The sequence below is a fragment of the Fibrobacter sp. UWB4 genome (genome assembly GCF_002210345.1).
Lineage (GTDB): Bacteria > Fibrobacterota > Fibrobacteria > Fibrobacterales > Fibrobacteraceae > Fibrobacter.
On the sequence record NZ_MWQI01000001.1, the window covers coordinates 36,749 to 55,413 of the forward strand.

The 18,665-nt window shown below is 50.7% G+C and carries 13 protein-coding genes and 1 tRNA gene; 9 read left to right on the forward strand and 5 right to left on the reverse strand.

The window, feature by feature from the left end:
* Window positions 1-5: 5 nt before the first annotated feature.
* The 7 genes from nuoL (at window position 6) to B7990_RS00205 (ending at window position 11,009) form a co-directional block, all read left to right on the forward strand.
* The gene (nuoL, locus tag B7990_RS00175) at window positions 6-2,000 is read left to right on the forward strand and encodes an NADH-quinone oxidoreductase subunit L (RefSeq protein ID WP_088639071.1); all 1,995 of its coding nucleotides are present in this window, start codon (window positions 6-8) and stop codon (window positions 1,998-2,000) included.
* Complete coding sequence (locus B7990_RS00180) at window positions 2,000-3,643, forward strand: NuoM family protein (RefSeq protein ID WP_088639072.1); 1,644 nt, start codon at window positions 2,000-2,002, stop codon at window positions 3,641-3,643. Before nuoL ends, B7990_RS00180 begins: the two co-directional genes overlap by 1 nt.
* Window positions 3,633-5,117 (forward strand): NADH-quinone oxidoreductase subunit N, encoded by a 1,485-nt coding sequence (locus B7990_RS00185; protein ID WP_088639073.1) that lies wholly within the window; start codon window positions 3,633-3,635, stop codon window positions 5,115-5,117. The genes B7990_RS00180 and B7990_RS00185 overlap by 11 nt, the downstream gene beginning before the upstream one ends.
* 166 nt (window positions 5,118-5,283) lie before the next feature.
* Window positions 5,284-6,408, forward strand: a complete 1,125-nt coding sequence (locus tag B7990_RS00190; protein ID WP_088639074.1) for an ATP-binding protein — start codon at window positions 5,284-5,286, stop codon at window positions 6,406-6,408.
* Between the two features lie 201 nt (window positions 6,409-6,609).
* Window positions 6,610-7,101 carry a 2-C-methyl-D-erythritol 2,4-cyclodiphosphate synthase gene (ispF, locus tag B7990_RS00195; RefSeq protein ID WP_088630764.1) on the forward strand — a complete coding sequence of 164 codons (492 nt, stop codon included), beginning with the start codon at window positions 6,610-6,612 and terminating at the stop codon, window positions 7,099-7,101.
* A 184-nt stretch (window positions 7,102-7,285) separates the two neighbouring features.
* Window positions 7,286-8,995, forward strand: coding sequence for a Na/Pi cotransporter family protein (locus B7990_RS00200; RefSeq protein WP_088639075.1), 1,710 nt, complete (start codon window positions 7,286-7,288; stop codon window positions 8,993-8,995).
* A gap of 100 nt (window positions 8,996-9,095) precedes the next feature.
* On the forward strand, window positions 9,096-11,009 hold the full coding sequence (locus B7990_RS00205; RefSeq protein ID WP_088639076.1) for a T9SS type A sorting domain-containing protein: 1,914 nt from the start codon (window positions 9,096-9,098) through the stop codon (window positions 11,007-11,009).
* Window positions 11,010-11,323: 314 nt separating this feature from the next.
* Here B7990_RS00205 and B7990_RS00215 read toward each other — a convergent pair whose 3' ends face one another.
* Together B7990_RS00215 and B7990_RS00220 are read right to left on the reverse strand one after the other, a co-directional pair.
* Window positions 11,324-13,099, reverse strand: a complete 1,776-nt coding sequence (locus tag B7990_RS00215) for a DNA repair helicase XPB (protein ID WP_088639078.1) — start codon at window positions 13,097-13,099, stop codon at window positions 11,324-11,326.
* A gap of 103 nt (window positions 13,100-13,202) precedes the next feature.
* Window positions 13,203-13,275: transfer RNA gene (locus B7990_RS00220), tRNA-Thr, on the reverse strand.
* A 113-nt stretch (window positions 13,276-13,388) separates the two neighbouring features.
* Between B7990_RS00220 and B7990_RS00225 the strand changes: the two genes are divergently transcribed.
* The gene (locus B7990_RS00225) at window positions 13,389-14,075 is read left to right on the forward strand and encodes a tol-pal system YbgF family protein (RefSeq protein ID WP_088639079.1); all 687 of its coding nucleotides are present in this window, start codon (window positions 13,389-13,391) and stop codon (window positions 14,073-14,075) included.
* Between the two features lie 362 nt (window positions 14,076-14,437).
* Window positions 14,438-14,716 (forward strand): hypothetical protein, encoded by a 279-nt coding sequence (locus B7990_RS00230; RefSeq protein ID WP_088639080.1) that lies wholly within the window; start codon window positions 14,438-14,440, stop codon window positions 14,714-14,716.
* A 9-nt stretch (window positions 14,717-14,725) separates the two neighbouring features.
* On the opposite strand, the gene B7990_RS00235 is transcribed toward B7990_RS00230, so the two are convergent.
* Genes B7990_RS00235 through B7990_RS00245 form a run of 3 tightly spaced genes read right to left on the reverse strand, consistent with a single transcriptional unit; the run spans window position 14,726 to window position 18,662 of the window.
* A complete protein-coding gene (locus B7990_RS00235) occupies window positions 14,726-15,754 on the reverse strand; it encodes a rhomboid family intramembrane serine protease (protein WP_088639081.1) in 1,029 nt (342 codons plus the stop codon).
* A gap of 14 nt (window positions 15,755-15,768) precedes the next feature.
* The gene (locus B7990_RS00240; RefSeq protein WP_088639082.1) at window positions 15,769-17,466 is read right to left on the reverse strand and encodes a PHP domain-containing protein; all 1,698 of its coding nucleotides are present in this window, start codon (window positions 17,464-17,466) and stop codon (window positions 15,769-15,771) included.
* Entirely contained in the window at window positions 17,466-18,662 is a 1,197-nt protein-coding gene (locus B7990_RS00245; RefSeq protein WP_088639083.1) for a hypothetical protein, read from the reverse strand. The genes B7990_RS00240 and B7990_RS00245 overlap by 1 nt, the downstream gene beginning before the upstream one ends.
* Window positions 18,663-18,665: the final 3 nt, after the last annotated feature.

Genomic DNA, 18,665 nt, shown 5'->3' on the forward strand with positions numbered 1-18,665 from the left:
AAGCAATGATTTCTCTTGGTTTGATACCTCTCTTCCCGCTGTTGGGATGCATTATTCTCGGTGCTATCGCCGTCATTTCTTCGGACAGCAAGAAGGGCCCTGCTGAAGGTTTCGTTGGAGCACTCGCAGTCCTCTTCCCGGCGCTCTCCTTTGCTGGTGTTGCCCTCCTTTCGCTCAACATGCCGGAAGGTGGCGTACGTGAAACGCTCTGCAACTGGATCGACATTCCGATGTTCCGCGTGGATATCGGATTCCTGTTCGATGGTCTTTCCCGCATCATGCTCCTGTTCGTGACGGGCATCGGCTCCCTCATCGCTCTCTACTCGATCGGTTACATGCACGGCGACCGCGGCTTTGCCCGTTACTTCGCCTACATCAACCTCTTCTTGTTCAGCATGATCGTGCTCGTGCTCTCGGACAACTTGCTCCTCACGTTCCTCGGTTGGGAAGGCGTGGGCCTCTGCTCCTACCTCCTCATCGGTTTCTGGAACAAGGACCTGAACAACTGCAAGGCTGCTAACAAGGCCTTCATCGTGAACCGCGTGGGCGATATCGGCTTCTTGCTCGGTATGCTCTGCCTCGTGACGATCGGTGGCTCTGCTATCCTCAACTACGATGTGCTCTCGAACTTCATCAGCATGGTCATCAGCGGTAATCACGTTGAATTGGTCATCCCGGTTCTCTCTATTGCTGGAATCCTCTTCTTCATCGGTTGCACGGGTAAGTCTGCTCAGATTCCGCTCCTTACCTGGCTCCCGGATGCTATGGCGGGTCCGACTCCGGTTTCTGCCTTGATCCATGCCGCAACGATGGTGACCTCCGGTGTCTATTTGCTCGCCCGTCTCGGCAGCATGTTTGCCCTCCTCCCGGTTGTGCTCGACATTATCGTGGTGGTCGGTATGCTCACTGCTTTCTGGGCTGCTGTTGCTGGCCTTTTCCAGAACGACATCAAGAAGGTGCTTGCTTACTCTACCATTAGCCAGCTCGGTTACATGTTCATGGCTTCTGGTGTTTGCGCCTTTGATGCTTCTATCTTCCACGTGTTTACGCACGCCTTCTTCAAGGCGGCTCTCTTCCTTGGCGCTGGTGCCGTGATTCACGCTCTCTCGGGCGAACAGGACATGCGCAAGATGGGTGGCCTTTTGAAGAAGACTCCGGTGACTGCCTGCGTGATGATCTTTGCGTTCCTCGCGATTGTCGGCTTCCCGGGCTTCTCCGGTTTCTGGTCCAAGGACTTGATTCTTGAACGCCTGTTCATGAACTGCTCGATGTTCATTCCGGGCTTCACCATCTTTGGTGCCGAAGTGCCTAACATTCCGCTGAACGGTGTTGTTTACGGTGTTGGCCTTGCAACGGCTGTGATTACGGCTGTCTACATGGGTCGCCTCATTATCCTTACGTTCTTCGGTAGCTACCGTGGATCCAAGGAAAGTGAAGAACACATCCACGAAGCTCCGGCTGTCATGCTTATCCCGATGGTGATTCTCGCTTTCGGTGCCGTGTTTGCCGGTTACCTCTGGGCCGATTCCATCGGCATCAAGTTCTTTGCCGAAACGCTCGCTCCGGTCGTTGGCGCCGCCCAGGCTTACAACACCCCGGCAGTCCTGGCCCACGTGAACCCGGTTGTCTTTGCCGCTCTCGGTACGGTGGCGGCTCTTCTCGGTATGTTCATCGCTTACAAGATTTACGCCAATGCCCGTATCCCGGCTGCCAAGGGTAGCTCCGCTCCTGAAGGTGGCAAGGCTACGTGGACATTCCTGTTCGATTACATCCACAAGTACGTGGGTATCATCCCGGTTAACGTGCTTGCATGGATCTGCGATGTCGTTGTCGACAAGATTCTTGCTGCTGCCCAGTGGACGATTGGTGCAATCGCAACGATTCTCGGTGACGGTGCCGCCTCGTTCCAGGTGCGCAAGGTCCGCGTCCAGATCGCCCTTAGCATTGTGGGCTTGGTCGCGCTTGTGGCTATTGTTCTTTTGACTGGAGGTTCTCTCTAATGCTGTTACATCTCCTTGTCCTCGCCCCGTTCGTTGCCGCCATCCTCATGGTGATGACGTCCAAGGAAGACTCCAAGTCTTCTTCCCGCCTTGCCATTCTGATGGGCATTGGCTTTACCGCCATGTCTGTCGCCTTGATTGCAGGCGGTAGCGTTTCGACGGAAGCTATTGAATGGTTCCAGATTCCTGGTTGCAAGGGACCTGTCTACTACTACCTGACGAGTCACGGACTGGCCTCCTGGATGGTGTTCCTCTCCAGCGGTCTTTCTCTCGTGTCCTTGATTTCTGCTCGTGGAATCACTTGCAGAAGCTATCGCAACTTCGCTATTGGCATCTTCTCCTTGATGGGCGCCATGAACGGCACCTTCCTTGCTGCTGATGCTGTGCTCTTCTTCTTCTTCTTCGAAGCCATGGTGATTCCGGCTGCGGTTCTCATCGCTGGTTTCGGTGGCAAGGACAGAATGAAGGCTGCGATGACGTTTGCAATCTACACGCTGGTCGGTTCTGCTCCGATGATGGTCGCTCTCTGGTACATCTTGACGGTTGCCGATAACTCGACGCTCATCTCGCTTGCTATTGCTGTCCAGGGCCTCCCGGAAGCAACCCAGAACGTGCTTCTCGTGTGCTTCCTCCTCGCATTCCTCGTGAAGACTCCGATTTTCCCGTTCCACGGCTGGCAGGCGATCACTTACGCCGAAGCTCCGGCTCCGCTCTCTGCAATCCTCACGGGTGCAATGAGTAAGGCTGGCGTGTTTGGCTTTATCGTCTGGATCCTCCCGATTTTCCCGCTTTCGATGAGCGCTGTTTCCTGCATGATGTGGCTTGGCCTCTTCACGGCTGTTTATGGCGCTCTCATGGCTCTCCGCGCAACGGATGGCAAGAAGCTCCTCGCTTTCAGCTCCATGGGCCATTTGGGCCTCGCTGTGGCTGGCGTGTTCAGCCTCTCCGAAGCAATGCTCCCGGCTGTGCTTGTGTTGCTCGTCGCTCACGGCATTTCGGCTGGCGCTCAGTTCTACCTCATGGGTATTGCAGAACGCATGGTGGGTACGCGCGAACTTGATAAGCTTGGCGGTCTTTCTTCCAAGAATCCGGTGTTCAGTACGCTCTTCGGCTTTGCTGGCGTGATGGCTCTTGCGGTTCCTGGTACGGCTGGCTTCGTCGGTGAATTCTCCGTGCTCCTCACTCTGTGGGACATGGGGCCGCTCCCGGCTCTCGTGGCTGGTTTCACCTTGATCCTCTCCGCTGCATACATGCTCCGCTTCATCCAGAAGGTCATCTTCGGGAAGGCTGCCCGTGAATACGAAGAAGGCCGTCGCACGATGCCGCTCGAAGGCGTAAGCATCGCTGTGATGCTCTTGCTCCTCCTCGTGTTCGGTTTCCACCCGGCTTACGTGACGGATTCCCTCAACGAAGCTGACGTGAACGAAGACCCGGCTGCAGCCCAGGTGCTGAACAGTGCCGCTCTCAATAACGGCGAAGCTCCGATGACGGCCGAAGAAATCCACCAGCTGGATTCGACGCTTGCCGCTGCCGGCTTCAAGGATGACGAACGCGCTTCGATCATCGCTCAGATGAAGGGCGAAAACGCTTCCGGTGATGCAAAATCTGAAAATTCTGTGAAGGAGGCTTCCGATGCTAAGTAATCTTGTTTATCTCTTGCCGGTGATCTTCGTGGTCTTGGGCGGCATGGTGGCTCTCGCTGCTGAACCGTTCTTGCGCGACGAAAACAAGCACAAGGTTCTTCCTTGGGTGGCCGCTTTCTTTATTGCTCTTGGCGTTGTTGCTTTGTACTACGCAAAGACCGAAGCTCTCTTGAACCTTTACGCGATGGATCCGGTTCGCCGCGTGCTCTGCATGGCTATCCTCCTCTGCGGTTTCCTCGGCATTTCGGGCCTCCAGTGGACTCTTGGTCGTGAACAGTTCAAGGGCGGTGAAGCTTATGGCCTCATGATGCTTGCTACTAGCGGTGCCATGCTCATGACTCAGGCTATCGACTTTGTTGCCTTGTTCATTGCCATGGAACTCACGAGCTTCCCGATTTACGCTCTCGTGGGCATCCGCCGTAAGGACGTGAATGCAAACGAAGGCGTGTTCAAGTACTTCGTCTCTGGTGCTGTTTTCAGCGCTATCTTCCTCTACGGTGTTTCGCTGATTTACGGTGCAACGGGTTCGACGCATTTCTGCGGTCACGTGCTCGAAGGCCGCATGCCCATTTACAGTGTCGGTATGCTCTTTGTGATTGCTGGCCTCCTTTTCAAGGCTGGTGCTGCTCCGCTCCACTTCTGGGTGGCTGACGTCTATACGGGCGCCTCTGTCGCCGTGACGGGCTTTATGGCTGCAGTTGTGAAGGTCGGTGCTCTTGCTGCTCTCGGCTCTGTCTGGGTTGGCGTTCTCGTGACACGCTCCGGTGCCGAAGCTGTTTGGAACCTCGCCGAAAAGGTGACTGTCGCAAATCCGTCCAAGTCGCTTTTCTACGTGGTCTTGGTCGTGGCTCTCCTCTCCATGGTGATTGGTGCATTTAGCGGCCTTGCTCAGAAGTCTGTGCGTCGCATCTTGGCTTTCTCTGCCGTGATGAACGCAGGCTTTATTGTGATTGGCCTCTTGGTCCCGAATTACCTCGGCAAGGGCGAAATCCAGATGGGCCCGATGTTCTACTTCCTCATCACTTACGCCATTGCCTCTGCGGGCGCCTTGACGGGCATTGCCTACATGTCGGGCAAGGATGATTGCAAGGAAAATCTCGAAGACCTCCAGGGTGCAGGCCGTCGCCGTCCGTTTGTGGCTCTTGGCGTTGCCGTGTGCCTTGCTTCTCTCGCTGGCCTTCCGCCGGTTGCTGGTTTCCTCGCCAAGTTCACGCTGTTCACCGAAGCCTTCAATGCTGACCTCGGCTGGCTTGCCGCTGTTGGCTTTGGCCTCTCCTTGGTGGCTGCAGTTTACTACCTCCGCATTGCCTACGTGCTCTTTGCCCCGGCAAAGGACGACAAGTGCTGCGGTGGTGACCATATCTGCTGCAAGGCAAACTACGCATACGTTTACTTGCTCCGCTTTGCTGTTGCCGTGTCCGCTATCGCTCTCCTCGTGATTAGCGTCCGCCCGGCTCTTGCTTTGATCGGCTAGTAAATCACCATTACCAAATTGAAAAACGTCCCGGCTGAAAAAGTCGGGATTTTTTTTTGTGGCTTTATTTGGTACACCGATTAGTGGACCACCGAATGGTGAACTATTTGGTACACTAAGTGGTGAACTTTTAAAAAATTATATATATTATAGCTAGAGGTTTACTATGGCTGATGCTTTTATATATGGAGCCTCCGTAGAGGGAGATAACTTTACGGATCGTGAAGAGGAAACAAAAAGGCTTAAGGCTAATTTTGAGCATGGCGTTAATACCTTGCTTATTTCGAACCGACGGATTGGCAAGACGTCCTTGGTTCGTCATGTCAAAAATTTGGTCAATAAGAAAAAGGTATCTGTTGTTTACCTCGATATTTTTGATTGTCGTAGTGAATACGACTTCTATAATAAACTTGCGGCTGCAGTACTTCAGCAGACTTCGTCTAAACTGGATTTGTTCTTGCAAAATGTCAAGACTTTTCTTGGACGTGTATCTCCAAGAATTACCCTTAGTCCAGACCCTACAGCGGATTTTTCCGTTTCGTTAGGGATTACGCCAAAGGAATATGCACCCGAACAGATTTTGCAATTGGCTGAAATTATTGCAAAAAAACAAGAAAAGCATATTGTTGTTTGCATAGATGAATTCCAACAAATAGGTGAATTTCCTGAGTCTGTGACTGTTCAAAAAAGACTTCGTAGCGTGTGGCAGTTGCAGCAAAATGTTTCTTACTGCTTATTTGGTAGCAAAAAACATTTAATGACCAACATCTTTCAGAATAAAAGCATGCCTTTTTTTCAGTTTGGTGATGCTATCTATCTTGGCGTTATTCCAGTAAAGAAATGGGTGCCGTTTATTTGTAAAAAGTTTAAACAGCAAGGGCTTGTCATTAATGAAGAATTAGCGGCTCGTATATGTAATGAAGTTGAAGGATATTCCTCTTATGTACAGCAACTGGCGTGGCTTGTGATGCTAAAAACAGAAAAGGAAGTAACTTCTAAAATTGTAGATATCGCTGTTACGGAGCTTATTTCTCAAAACGCGGCTTTGTTTATGCAGCAGACTGAGGGATTGACAAGCTATCAAATGAATATGCTTCGAGCTCTTGCAAGCGGAGTCCATAAGGAATTTACATCAAAGAATGTTATGGATGAATTTCGCTTGGGAACAAAATCAAACATTACTAAAGTAAAGAAAATTCTCATTGATCGAGATTTGATTGAAATGCGGGAATCTGGATTATTTATAAGCGATCCTGTATTTCAAATGTGGTTTAAAAGGTTCTGCTTGTGATTTCTTTTTGAATTTTTGGCTTGCAAAATTTTTTCAAACAGCATTCCCGTCCAATCCAATGCTTGGCTTTTTTGGAGCGGCATTACTATCTATTGCTCTTTGGTTAATTATAGTATTAGTTAGGAAAATTTCAAATATGGTTTAAATGGTTTTGCTTGTATTTTTCTACTTTTCCAAGCGTAGATAAAAAAAGGAATTATTATGGACAAAATTTATCGTTCTGGTATTGGTTTTGACGTTCACAAGCTGGTGGAAGGCCGCAAGTGCATTATCGGCGGCGTGGACATCCCGTACGAAAAGGGCTTGCTCGGCCACAGCGATGCTGACGTGCTTTTGCATGCGATTAGCGATGCTTTGCTCGGCGCTGCAGGCCTCGGCGACATCGGCACGTACTTCCCGGATACGGACCCGGCATTCAAGGGCGCTGACAGCTTGGAACTTTTGCGCAAGGTCGGCGAAGAAGTTAAGAAGGCTGGCTACGAAATCATCAACATCGATAGCATTGTGATGTGCGAACGCCCGAAGGTGAACCCGCACAAGGAACAAATGAAGGCAAACATTGCCCGTGTGCTCGGCCTCGACGTAAAGCAGATTGGCATCAAGGGCACGACGACCGAAAAACTCGGCTTTACTGGCCGCGGCGAAGGTATCGCAAGCCAGGCCGTTGCGATGGTTGCAACGAAGGCTCAGTAGTAGTCCGCTGGTGTCAAACTAAATTTCCTACTAAAAATGTAAGCTTCCCCCCTTTGACGAATCAGAGGGGGATTTCTATTTTTTACATAGTTCTAAAAAACAGAAACAACTACGTCTCGAATCCGGACTAGCTGAAAGGCAGCGACGATGACCCCGGTAAGAGGCGCTTTTATAGGATTGACCTATGACTCTTATGATTCTCAAGATGATCGGTTGCCTCGCTCTCCTTATGTTTGGCATGAAGACGATGAGTGAAGGCTTGCAGAAACTTACTGGTGGACACCTCCGTACTGTTCTTGGAACTATGACCAAGCATAGGCTTGGTGGACTTCTTACGGGTACTGCCGTTACTGCTGCTGTGCAGTCTTCGACTGCGACTACCGTCATGACTGTTAGTTTTGTGAACGCTGGCTTGCTTACTCTTAGGCAGGCCATTCCTGTTATTATGGGCGCAAATATCGGTACGACGGCAACGGCGTGGCTCATGTCCATCTTCGGATTCCAGTTCAACATGAGCAGCGTGGTGTGGCCCTTCTTTGCGCTTGGCATTGTGCTTACTTACGTCCGCAAGAATAGTGTCAAGAGCTTTGGCGAATTTGTGTTCGGCTTCTCGTTTATGTTCCTCGGGCTTACGACACTCCGTGAAAACGCTGTGGCGATGGACCTCTCGCATAACCAGACGATTATTGATTTCTTTGCCTCGACGGGCGGCTACGGCATCTGGAGCACGCTTTTGTTCTTGCTTTTGGGCGGCATCCTTACGATGTGTGTGCAGTCTTCGGCGGCCATCATGGCGATTACGCTTATCCTCTGCTCTAGCGGCGTGCTCCCGATTTACCAGGGCATTGCGCTTGTGATGGGCGAAAACATCGGTACGACGGTCACTTCGAACTTGGCTGCACTTTCGGCAAGTACGCAGGCTAGGCGCGCGGCTTTGGCGCACATGCTCTTCAACATTTTCGGTGTGGTGTGGGTGCTGATTTTGTTCCACCCGTTTGTGAACATGGTTTGCCATTTTGTTGGCTTTGACCCGAATTTTGTGCCTCAGACACAAGAAGAAATCGCTCAGGCAGGCATTCGCGTGACATACGCACTTTCCGGATTCCATACCGCATTCAACCTTTGCAACGTGCTGCTCCTCATCTGGTTCATTAAGCCGATGGAGACGCTCATCTGCAAGATCATCAAGGAAAAGGAAGATGGCGAAGACTTCCGCATCAAGTTTATCAGCGGTGGCCTCATGAGTACGGCAGAACTTTCTCTCTTTGAAGCTCGCAAGGAAATCAACGTCTTTGCAGAACGCACTCTCAAGATGTTCCGATTCTTGCCGGACCTCCTCAAGATGAAAAATGAAGAGGACTTTGTAAAGCTGTTTGCCCGCATCGAAAAGTACGAAGGTATCAGCGACAGGTTTGAAATTGAAATTGGTGAATACTTGAACAAGGTCAGCGGCGGTCGCTTGAGTATCGAAAGTAAGACGATGTTGCAATGCATGCAGAAGGAGATATCTGAAATCGAAAGTATCGGCGATGCTTGCTACAACATGGCTCGCGCCATCAACCGCAAGTTCCATCTTGAGGAAGATTTTACCGAGGAACAGTACAGCCGCATAGAAAACATGATGAAACTTTGCGACCAGGCGCTAGTGCAGATGGTGGATGTTATCGAGGACAAGCCGCATACGAAGGCTTCGAATACGATGACGCTTGAATTTGAAATCAACGATTACCGCAAGATGCTCAAGGACTTGAATATCGAAGATATCAATGCGCAGCGCTACAGCTACCAGATTGGCGTGCATTACATGGATGTGGTGAACGACTGCGAAAAGCTGGGGGACTACGTGGTGAACGTCGTCGAAGCGCACGTGAATCACAGATTGCTCGGAAAGTAATCGGAATGGAGCCGCAGGGAATGCGGCTCTTTCAATATTTTTATATTTGTAATTTAGTAGGTGACCTTGGCCTTTTTAGGGGCGAAAAAAGGAGGGCTATATGAAAAAAATCATGGCGTTGGCTTTTGCCTTGTTCTTTGCGGTAGCAAATGCCGCTGAAACTTACGTAGCTTCGGAAAAGATCACGCAACAGGTTCTGTCAGGGGAACTTTCCCAGACCGTGTATGCTGGCGATGAAATTAAGCCGGTTACGATTCTATATGAAAATACTGGCCTTGGCGAAGATGCTGTACCAGAATATTCATCGACGAACTTTTTGGAAAATTTTGGATTGTCGAAAAGGTGGGTGGGCTCTAGATGTGAAATTGCGGGAGAGATGAGAGATGATATTCCCGCTGGTAAGTACAATGCATTTATCGTCGTCCAGGACAATGAAGGCAAGTTCGCTGAGACTGAGTTCGAGTTCACTGTGCTGGAAAAAGAAGAAACGTTGTCTTTAAAATGGAATAAAAGTAGCGGTGACGTGAATCAGGAAGTCACTGCGGGTAAGTCTATTACACCTATCGTTTTCGATTACGAGGGATTAACAAGTTATAGCGTGAGTGGACTCCCGTCTGGACTTGTAAAGAATATTGATGAAAAAAAACATAAAATCATGATTGTCGGCTCTGTAAATAGCGATGTAATGTCTGGTGATTATGAATACAAAGTCACTGTTAAGAACGACCAAGGCGATGAAAAGAGCATGTCGGGAACGATTGTTGTGAAAAGTGGCAAGGCTCGCACATCAATAAAACTTCTTAGTGAAAAAGCAAGACAGGAAGTCCTGGCGGGCAATGAGATTGAGCCTGTCGTGTTCGAGTTTGCAAATGTTCATGTCGATGAAAGTTTATCTTCATTTAAGTTCGAAGGATCGTTAAAAGGATCGTTTGCGTATAGTGTAGAAGGAAATAAGCTCACGTGCAGTGGAACTGTCGATGAGAATTTGAAGGGTGGATTATACACGATAAGAATTATTGCAATTGGTGAAAATAACAATGATACCGCTTTTGCAAACGTTGATGTGATTCATAAGTCTGTAGAGACGAAGGTATATGTCATTGAAAATGAAACGCAGTCGCTGACTGCCGGCGATTCTATCAAGCCGATTGTTTTCAAGGTAGAACATGGCTCTAATTGTGAGCTTACGAATTTTCCGGGTGGTTACGGGCTTAAAAAAGATGGTAATACGGTGACTATTACAGGGTTGGTTGAAGAAAATGCTAAGGGCCCGTATGAAGTTGTGCTTACAGTCACTGGTGCCGACAACAATGCGAGTGCAAAGGCGACGATTAATGTAGCAGCTGGGGTTATGTCGTTCGATGTTATTGAAGGTAGCGATAATCAAACGGTTGTTGCTGGCCAAGAGATTGTTCCGATAGTTTATCAGTACAACCATGTGCAAAACATTGATGGTAAGGGTATCCCCCAAAATTTGAAGGTGGAACAAGATAAAGAAAAGAAGCAAGTTAAGATTTATGGTGCTGTGGATTCTAAATCGGCAACCCATGAATATACTTATTCGTTTGAATTGACGGATTATTATGGAGAAACAAAGACAGTAACGGGCAAGATTAATGTTGTGCGTGAATTGAGCAGCTCTAGCGTTGCGGCATCTTCGAGCTCAGAGGCGACATCTTCAAGTTCCGCGAAGTCTTCGTCTAGCTCTGCAAAGCAGTCCAGCTCTAGCGAAAAGGCCGAATCCTCTTCGAGCGAAAAGACTACTAAGATTGTGACTGTGGCGATGAACAGCGTGAAGTTTGGCTATGCAAACAATGCGCTGACGGTTGCGGTGCCCACATCTTCGATGGTGCATGTGCAAGTGTTCGACTTGACCGGTCATCTGGTCGAAACGTTTGCGGAATCTGTGAATGGCACAAAGAGCATTAGTCTCGCTCATTTGAACCGTGGCAATTACCTTGTACGAGTCGAAAGCGATAGCCAAATGCGTACGGCAAAGATTGCTGTGAAGTAAAAAAAGCTTGAGTATGTGTAAAAAGGCTCCGCAGTAGCGGAGTCTTTTTACATGCGAGACTTGGACTGGATTCTTCGCGGCTATTCGCCACTCAGAATGACGTAGAAGCCGAGAGTAGCGAGAATGCTTGCATTCTCATTACCGAGGCGCCCCAGTCAAGCCTTGAAAAGGAATGACGTAGAAGCCGAGAGTAGCGAGAATGCTTGCATAATAGTCGAAGTTAGAAGCGAGTATAGCAAGGCCGCAGACCCCGAAGCCGTATATAAATACGGCGAGTGGGTCGAGAACGTCGCTAGACGACGCTTCTAACGAGACTATGCTCTTGCGGCGAGTTCCTCGGGCGACCTCATGAGAATATCCCAGTCGCCACGCTTGATGATTTTGTAGGCATAGCCCTGTTCCGTGAGGAACAGCTGGCGGTTCATGGCGAATTCCTGTTCCTTGGAGTCCTGCGTCACGATGCTGTAGAAGTGGGCGGCGCCGCCGTCGCTCTTCGGGCGCAACACGCGGCCGAGGCGCTGGGCTTCTTCCTGGCGGCTTCCGAACGTACCCGAAATCTGGATAAGCACGTTGGCGTCCGGCAAGTCGATAGCGAAGTTACCGACCTTAGAGACCATGAGGTTCTTCTGTGCGCCCGAACGGAATGCACCGTAAAGCTTTTCGCGTTCCTTGTTCGGAGTCTTGCCCGTAATCAGCGGAATCTGGAGGTCTTCGGAGAGCGCTTCGAGCTGGTCGATGTACTGGCCGATGATGAGTACGCGGTCGTCCGGCTTGCTGAAGTACTTGAGCAGGCGTTCGACGATGTCTGTCTTTTCGGGGTTCGTGCTCGCAAGCGTAATTTTGTCGCGCACCGGAGCAAGAGCGTACTTCATCTTGAGTTCCGGATCCATCGGGATGCGGATTTCGTTACAGTCGGCAGTTGCAATCCAGCCCTGGGCTTCCAAGATGCGCCACGGGATATCGAACTTCTTGGGGCCAATCAAGCTGAACACTTCGGTTTCCTTGTGGTCTTCACGGACGAGCGTTGCCGTAAGGCCCAGGCGGCGGGTGGCCTGCATTTCGGTACTCAGGCGGAACACCGGAGCCGGGAGCAAGTGCACTTCGTCGTAAATCATGAGGCCCCACTTTTCCTGGCTGAAAAGCGGGAAGTTTGCAAGTTCCTTCTTGACCTCTTCTTCGGTCATTTCCGGTTCCTTGCCTTCCTTGTTTTCGTCGCCCTTCTTGGCGCGCTTGCGTTGCGTCAAGATCTGGTAGGTGGCAACCGTCACCGGGCCGATTTCTTTCACTTCGCCAGAGTATTCCTTGACCTGGTCGAGCGTGAGATTCGTCTTGTCGCAGATTTCGCGGATCCACTGGCGGGATGACGAGATGTTCGGTGTCAAAATCAACGTCTTAGTTTGTACTAAGGCCATTGTGGCAAGGCCAATCACAGTCTTACCGGAACCGCAAGGTAGAACGATCACGCCGGAACCGCCCTTTTCGCTACCGCTGGCGTAGAACACCTGTGCGGCATCCTTCTGGTAATCGCGGAGCTTGAACGGTTTGCCTGAAACGGTTGTTTCGCGGAGCTGGATGGGGAGCGGGTCGCCAACGGTGTAACCGGCCAAGTCTTCGACCGGGAAACCTGCGTTGGTGAGGACCATCTTCAGGTGGCCGCGGCGTTCGGGGTCAACAACAACATGCGTATCGTCGATGTATTCGATGATGAACGGTTCCACGTCCTTCAACTTGCAAATTTCGAGGAACATTAATTTGTCATCAGATTCCATCGTCAAGCGTCCGTCTTCTTTTTTGAGACGAAGCAAGCCGTAACGAGCCATGTAGTCTTCGATTTCCGTGACGACCGTCGGCGGAATGGGGTAGCGGCTCTGGCTCTCGAGTCTTTCGAGGACTTCGGGTGCGCGGAGGCCTGTTGCGGCAGCGTTCCACAAGCTCAAATGAGAAATCTTGTAAGTGTGCAGGTGCTCTGGGCTTTTGACAAGCTCTGTAAAAGGAGCGATTGCATCACGTGCGGTAGTGTAATTAGGATTATCGACCTCGACCATAATTTCGAGGTTACTTTGTACAATAATTGCGCCATTCGGATTCATAGAGTGCCAAATTTAGTTATTTAGGGCGGGTTTCGCAAGTCGTACGTTTTTGCTGAAAATCTTACAAAAAAACTCCCCGGACTTGTATCCGAGGAGTCTTTCGAGCCGCCCAGCAGATTTGAACTGCCGACCTGCTGATTACGAATCAGCTGCTCTACCAGCTGAGCTAGAGCGGCGAGCGAAGACAAAGATAGTAAAACAATGATTTCTTGTCAAGATTTACTGACAACCTTTATTTTTTTTTCTATGATTGGTTTACGAGAAAATTTTAAACATGGAAGCTTAACATATGGCTAACGAATCTAATAACAATAATTCTGAACTTAAAGCATTCTTTATCCAGCACGGTACGAAGATCGTTGTGGCGTTCGTCGTTCTCTTTGCTGTTATCGCTGGCATCGTCCAGTATAAGGAAGCTCGCAAGGTTGCCGCTGCCGAACAGAGCGAACTCATCGGTATGGGCCTTACTTACCTCTATGCAGGTGAAAAGGATAGCGCCCTTGTTGAATTCGAAAGCAAGATCGCTTCTGGCAAGCTCGAAGGCCTTGCCCTTGCAAAGGCTTCGCTCCTCGCTGGTAACATCAAGTTCGAAAAGAAGGACTTTGATGGCGCTGCACTTCTCTTCCAGACGTCTTTGGACAATGCCGGTTCTGTGGCTCTCGTGCGTTCCGCTGCCATGCATGGTCTTGCCGCTGTGAAGATGGAAAAGGGTGACTTCTCCGCTGCTGCAAACTTCCTCGAAAAGTACATTGCTGAATTCGGTAAGCGTTCTGGCGACAAGGAAGACCGCTACCAGAAGGACGAACCGGCTGACGAGGTCCCGATGGTTGCAGATGCCATGTGGAAGCTCACGCTCGTGTACCAGCAGCTCGGTGCAAGCGACAAGGCTAAGACTACTGCAGAACGTCTTCTCCAGATTTATGGCGACAACCGCGCCTTTGCTGACAAGGCCCGCAAGTTCCTCGCCGCTCTCTAATCGCTCATTTTTCCAGAATTTAAGTCCGTCTCCTTATTGGGGACGGATTTTTTTTATGGAGGTGTTTGTAGAAAATTTCTTTTAGTTAAGGCGAGAATTATTCTTTAATAAGAGAAAAAAAGAAATCGTTTAGAGAATAAAGCGTCGGCCAAGGTATTGTCTTCGCAGTAGCGTGCAAAACGAGAGTCGCGGGCGACTGCTTGCAGGCGCACATGACCGAGTGAAGCCGCTGACGCCGTAGGCGTCAACTCCGAGCTGGGGCCCCGCCCGCATGAAGTTCTTCTTAAAAATCTATTTACAATCAATGACTTTTTAAAAAAGTATATTGATTTTATACACAACCTAAAATGGGAGGGTGAGCCATGAAAAAACTTTTCTTGGTAATCTTAATGGCTTTGCCATTTTCTTTAACCGCATGCGGAGATTCCGTGGATAAGATCACGAACGATATGGTGCGTGATGCCATTAAGTGCGAAACGAAGGAATATGACAAGGCTAAATGCGACCAGCTTACAATTGTGTACAAGGAACGCAAGGGCAAGTTCACTGCGGAAGAGCAAAAAGAAGTTGAAAAAAGAGTCTTCACGAAGTTCTTTGAAGAGATGGCTCTTGTGAAAGACAAGGCCAAAAAGAAGAAATAGTCTAGCGGCTTAAAGGGCTAATGCCCAGCCGGTTATAAACAAGGCGTAGTAGGCGACAATCCAGAAAATGTCTGCTGCGACAGTTGGCGCTCCCCAGCGGAGCGTCTTCTTTTTTGGGATGAATCCGCAAAGGATGCCTGCGATAAAGCCGTACAGGTGGCCGAGGATGTCGGCGTTTTCGCCGAGACCGAGGAACACGGCGAGCGAGGCCGCGCCGCAGAGCGGCGCAAAGCGACGGAGCAGGCCGTGCGTTTCGCGCGGCATGAGACGGAACTCGATGACGGCGAGGCAACCGATGGTTGCAAATACGAAGCCGGAAAAGCCGAGCGAACGGAAGCTTGTCTGCACTGTGAGCGCAACGAAGAAGTTGGCAACAGCGCTTGCGACTGCTAGGAACGGTACAAGCTTTGCAAGCGGAATGCGGTAGTGCAAAAGGCTCAGCGCCAAGAATCCCGAGACGAGGTTGCTGGCGAGGTGTCGGCTGTCGGCGTGGAGCGTCATGGCGGTAATCGTGCGCCACCATTCTCCACGCAGAATCTTGGAGGCGTCGGCAATGCCTGCGTTGTGCATCTGGATTGCGATGTCGGAGAAGTCCAACAGCGTACAGGCTATGGGAACGGCTAGCACCCAGAGCGGGTGTAGCGTGAACTTTAGCGGGAGCGGCGGGTTTTCGTCACGGGGCGGATTTTCACGATGGTAAAGGCGAATTTGAAATTGCGCCACGCGGCGCTTTTCGGGTTCTACAAAAATCTGGAACGGGCCTTCTTCGGAGTGCTCGATGCGGTGCGAGATCCCCTGCGACAAGAGCACGAGACTCTCGTCGCGGATTTGCCTAAAACCGCCTTCGCTGATGCGGACGTCGGGCGGGATTTGTTGCTGTTCTTCGGACGGCGCGGATGGCATGGCGCTTTGTTCAATTGCGGGTTGCTCTGTGCTTTGTGCCGTCGGGAATGGTGCGGACTCTTGATTTGCGGAAGCTGTATGCAATTCTTCGGCGGATGGCCGGCGGCGAATCATGGGCGACATAAAACGGGGCATGATGATTCTCCGTGTTACTGGATGCGGGCCGCAGAGGTAAGCGCAAATTTGCGGGTTGCCGTTTCGCATTCGGCGCGGACGTAGGCGAAACCGAGCGTTGCAACGGGGATGTCGGCGTGGTCGGGAGCCGCAACGAGACTTCCAATCATGACTTCTTCTTCGGGGGCGAGCTTGCCGTTTGGCTGTATGCGGCGCCCGTAAATGCGGATGTAGCGGAAACCGCCGCCAGTCTCTTTGTTGCTGCGGGCATGGAACGTGATACCGTTATCGTCGCGCTCCCACCAGAGGGCGGGACCGTCTGTGATGTAACAGTTGTCAGCGGCGAAAGCTGCGTTTATGTCGGCAAGGGTGAGCGGGAATTCTTGTTTTGCGTTACTTCCGACTTGGATTGATCCCAAATGCTGATCTCGGTCATATCCATGCAAGCATGGATGCGACTCTCGATCTTCGCATTTGTCCGACTTCCGACTTCCTACTTTAATTACCGTGCGGACATTTCCGAATGTATGCGCGCGGGTGTGCTTGAGCGAGATGAGCGGCAGGTTTACGGCGGTCATGCTGTTCAAGTCGCCGTGGGCATCGTTTCCGCCGATGGGGAGTAGATAATTGCCTTTGCTTAATTCATTTATCCAAAATTCCCGGCCGAGCTTGAAACCTTCGTCGCGGATGCCGTTCCAGAATTGCAGCCCGCGAATCGAGTGCTTGTTTTTCAGTTGCAGATCTTCGGGCTTCCAGTAACCGCGGCGGAATACGAACTTTTCCAGGAGTCCCATTTGCTGGAACGGGTGTGCGGCAAAGCAGTGCGCTTCGGTCATGTTCAAAATTTGCTTGATGCTGCGCGTCGGTCTGTTTTCGAGCCAGTAGCGGCCGCAGTCGCCGAGTCCCGGGAGGTAACCTTCGGGGGCGAGGACAGTCATGTGCACGTTTTCGCCTTTGCTGTTCCCGGCAGATACTTCTTCGCCGGCGAGCATGAGCGGCATGTCGCCTCCGTTTTCGTCTTTCTTTGGAAGTGCCGCAATCTCTTCGCGAAGCTTTTGGAATCTAGGCACTGGCGAGTCGGCTTCTTTGGTGTAGTCCTCTTGTGTGAATGCAAAATCGTAAGCGTGGTCAGTGCAGTTCACAAAGTCGAGTCCGACAGCCTTGGCGGCAAGCTGCAACACTTCGGGCGTGGCGCCGTATTCCACATGGTCAGCGGAGTAGTGCGTGTGGCAGTGCATTTCGCCTGCGGCGTATCCGGGGGCGATAGGCGGCATCTCGTTCAAGATCTTGAAACGGAGCGGGACGGGTTTAAGTCTCGGCAGGTTCCAGCGCTCAAAAGTCTGTGTCTTGCCGTTGCGTTCTACGGTCAGCTTGCAGTGCGCTTCATATGCACCTGCCGGGATTTTTCCGAGCGCAATCGGAATGAATTTCATCTGCTCGCGGACCTCAATATTCAAGTCTTTGCAAATGACGATGTCCGGCTGTGGCACGTCTTGTGTTTGCTGCGCATCTTGTACCCGCGCTTTTAAAACGATTTCCGCATTTTTAATCGTTGTCGGGAAACGGTCGGCATCGCGCACGACAATCCAGAGGTAGGGTTCTACCCTTGGCACGAACTGGAATGGCGCATCGAAAATGATTTCGGGCCACGGCTTGTAAAGGAGCGACCAGGGTAGCTTGAACTTAAAATGCGTTTCGGCATAACGCAATTTTTCCCCCGGCCAAAAACTCATCAGTCACCTTTTGATTTTACGTTTGCTGGATCCGCGCTCTTTTGAGGCGCGTCTTGAGGTGCGGGCGCATTTTCTGGCGCACTCGAAGCTGCATTTTCCAGCTGTTTTGCCGGCGCACTCGAAGCTGGCGCAGTTCCGATGGAGTCTTTTACGGAAGTTTTCGGCGAATCTGCAATTCCTGCGGAATCCTGAGCTGCGCCCGTATCGATTTTCGCGGAGTCTTGTGTAGCAGATAAAGAGCCTTGTGCAGCAGAAGAATCTTGCACGGCGGATGAATCTTGGACTACGCCCGTATCAGTCTTTGCACTGTCCTGAACATCGACCTTCACAGAATCTTTTTTCGTATCGTCGATAAATTTGACTTTAGGCTTCTTGCCTTCGCCGTCGTCATCGTCGTCGTCATCGTCCTTGGGCTTTGGCTTATTCCAGAGTCCAAATGTTCCTCTGATTTGCAATTGTATCCCACCCAGGTTCCAATTTGCTTTTTCGTCAGGACCGTTCGGAACGATCTGGGAGAATTTTTTGTTCGACTTTACAGAAATGGAACTGAACCCGATATCCCCATATAGCTTGAAGTCTTTCCAGCTTGCAAAGAGATAGCCCACGCTTACGCCAAAACCGGCTCCGAAAAGCGATCTTTCTGCGGCGAGGTAACCCCAGGTTGTATAAATTTCGGTTCCCGGCAGCATCCAGTACCAGCGTACGGAAACGCTGAAAAGTCCGCCGTCGCTGAGCGTGATGAAATTTTTGGGGAGCGCAAAGCGGTATTCGAGGAAAAACGGAATGCCTTGCAGCGTGTACTCGTAACTGTGCGTGTGGCTTTTGCGGTCGGTCAGGACGACGGATTCATTGTCGTAAATAAAACCGATGCCGGCGCTGATGAAGTGGTCTTCTTTAGGCTGCCACTGGATCCCTGCGGTAATCGGGAAGCAGAAATTGACTTTCTGGAAATCCTGCTTGGCGACATTCAGCGATTCGGCACTGCTGACGGCTGTTTCCTTGAAACCTTTGTAGATGGTGTCGATGGCGTTCTGGAAATATTCGCGCTCGCTAAAGCTTATGAATGAAATAGACGGCTGCACAAATACGGACAGAATGGAATTGTCATGATCCAGCTTGTCTTCACTTGCGGCAAAGGCCGTTGCCGAGAACAGCAACGCCATGGAGAGCGAAATTATATTTCTGGATTTGAACATTTT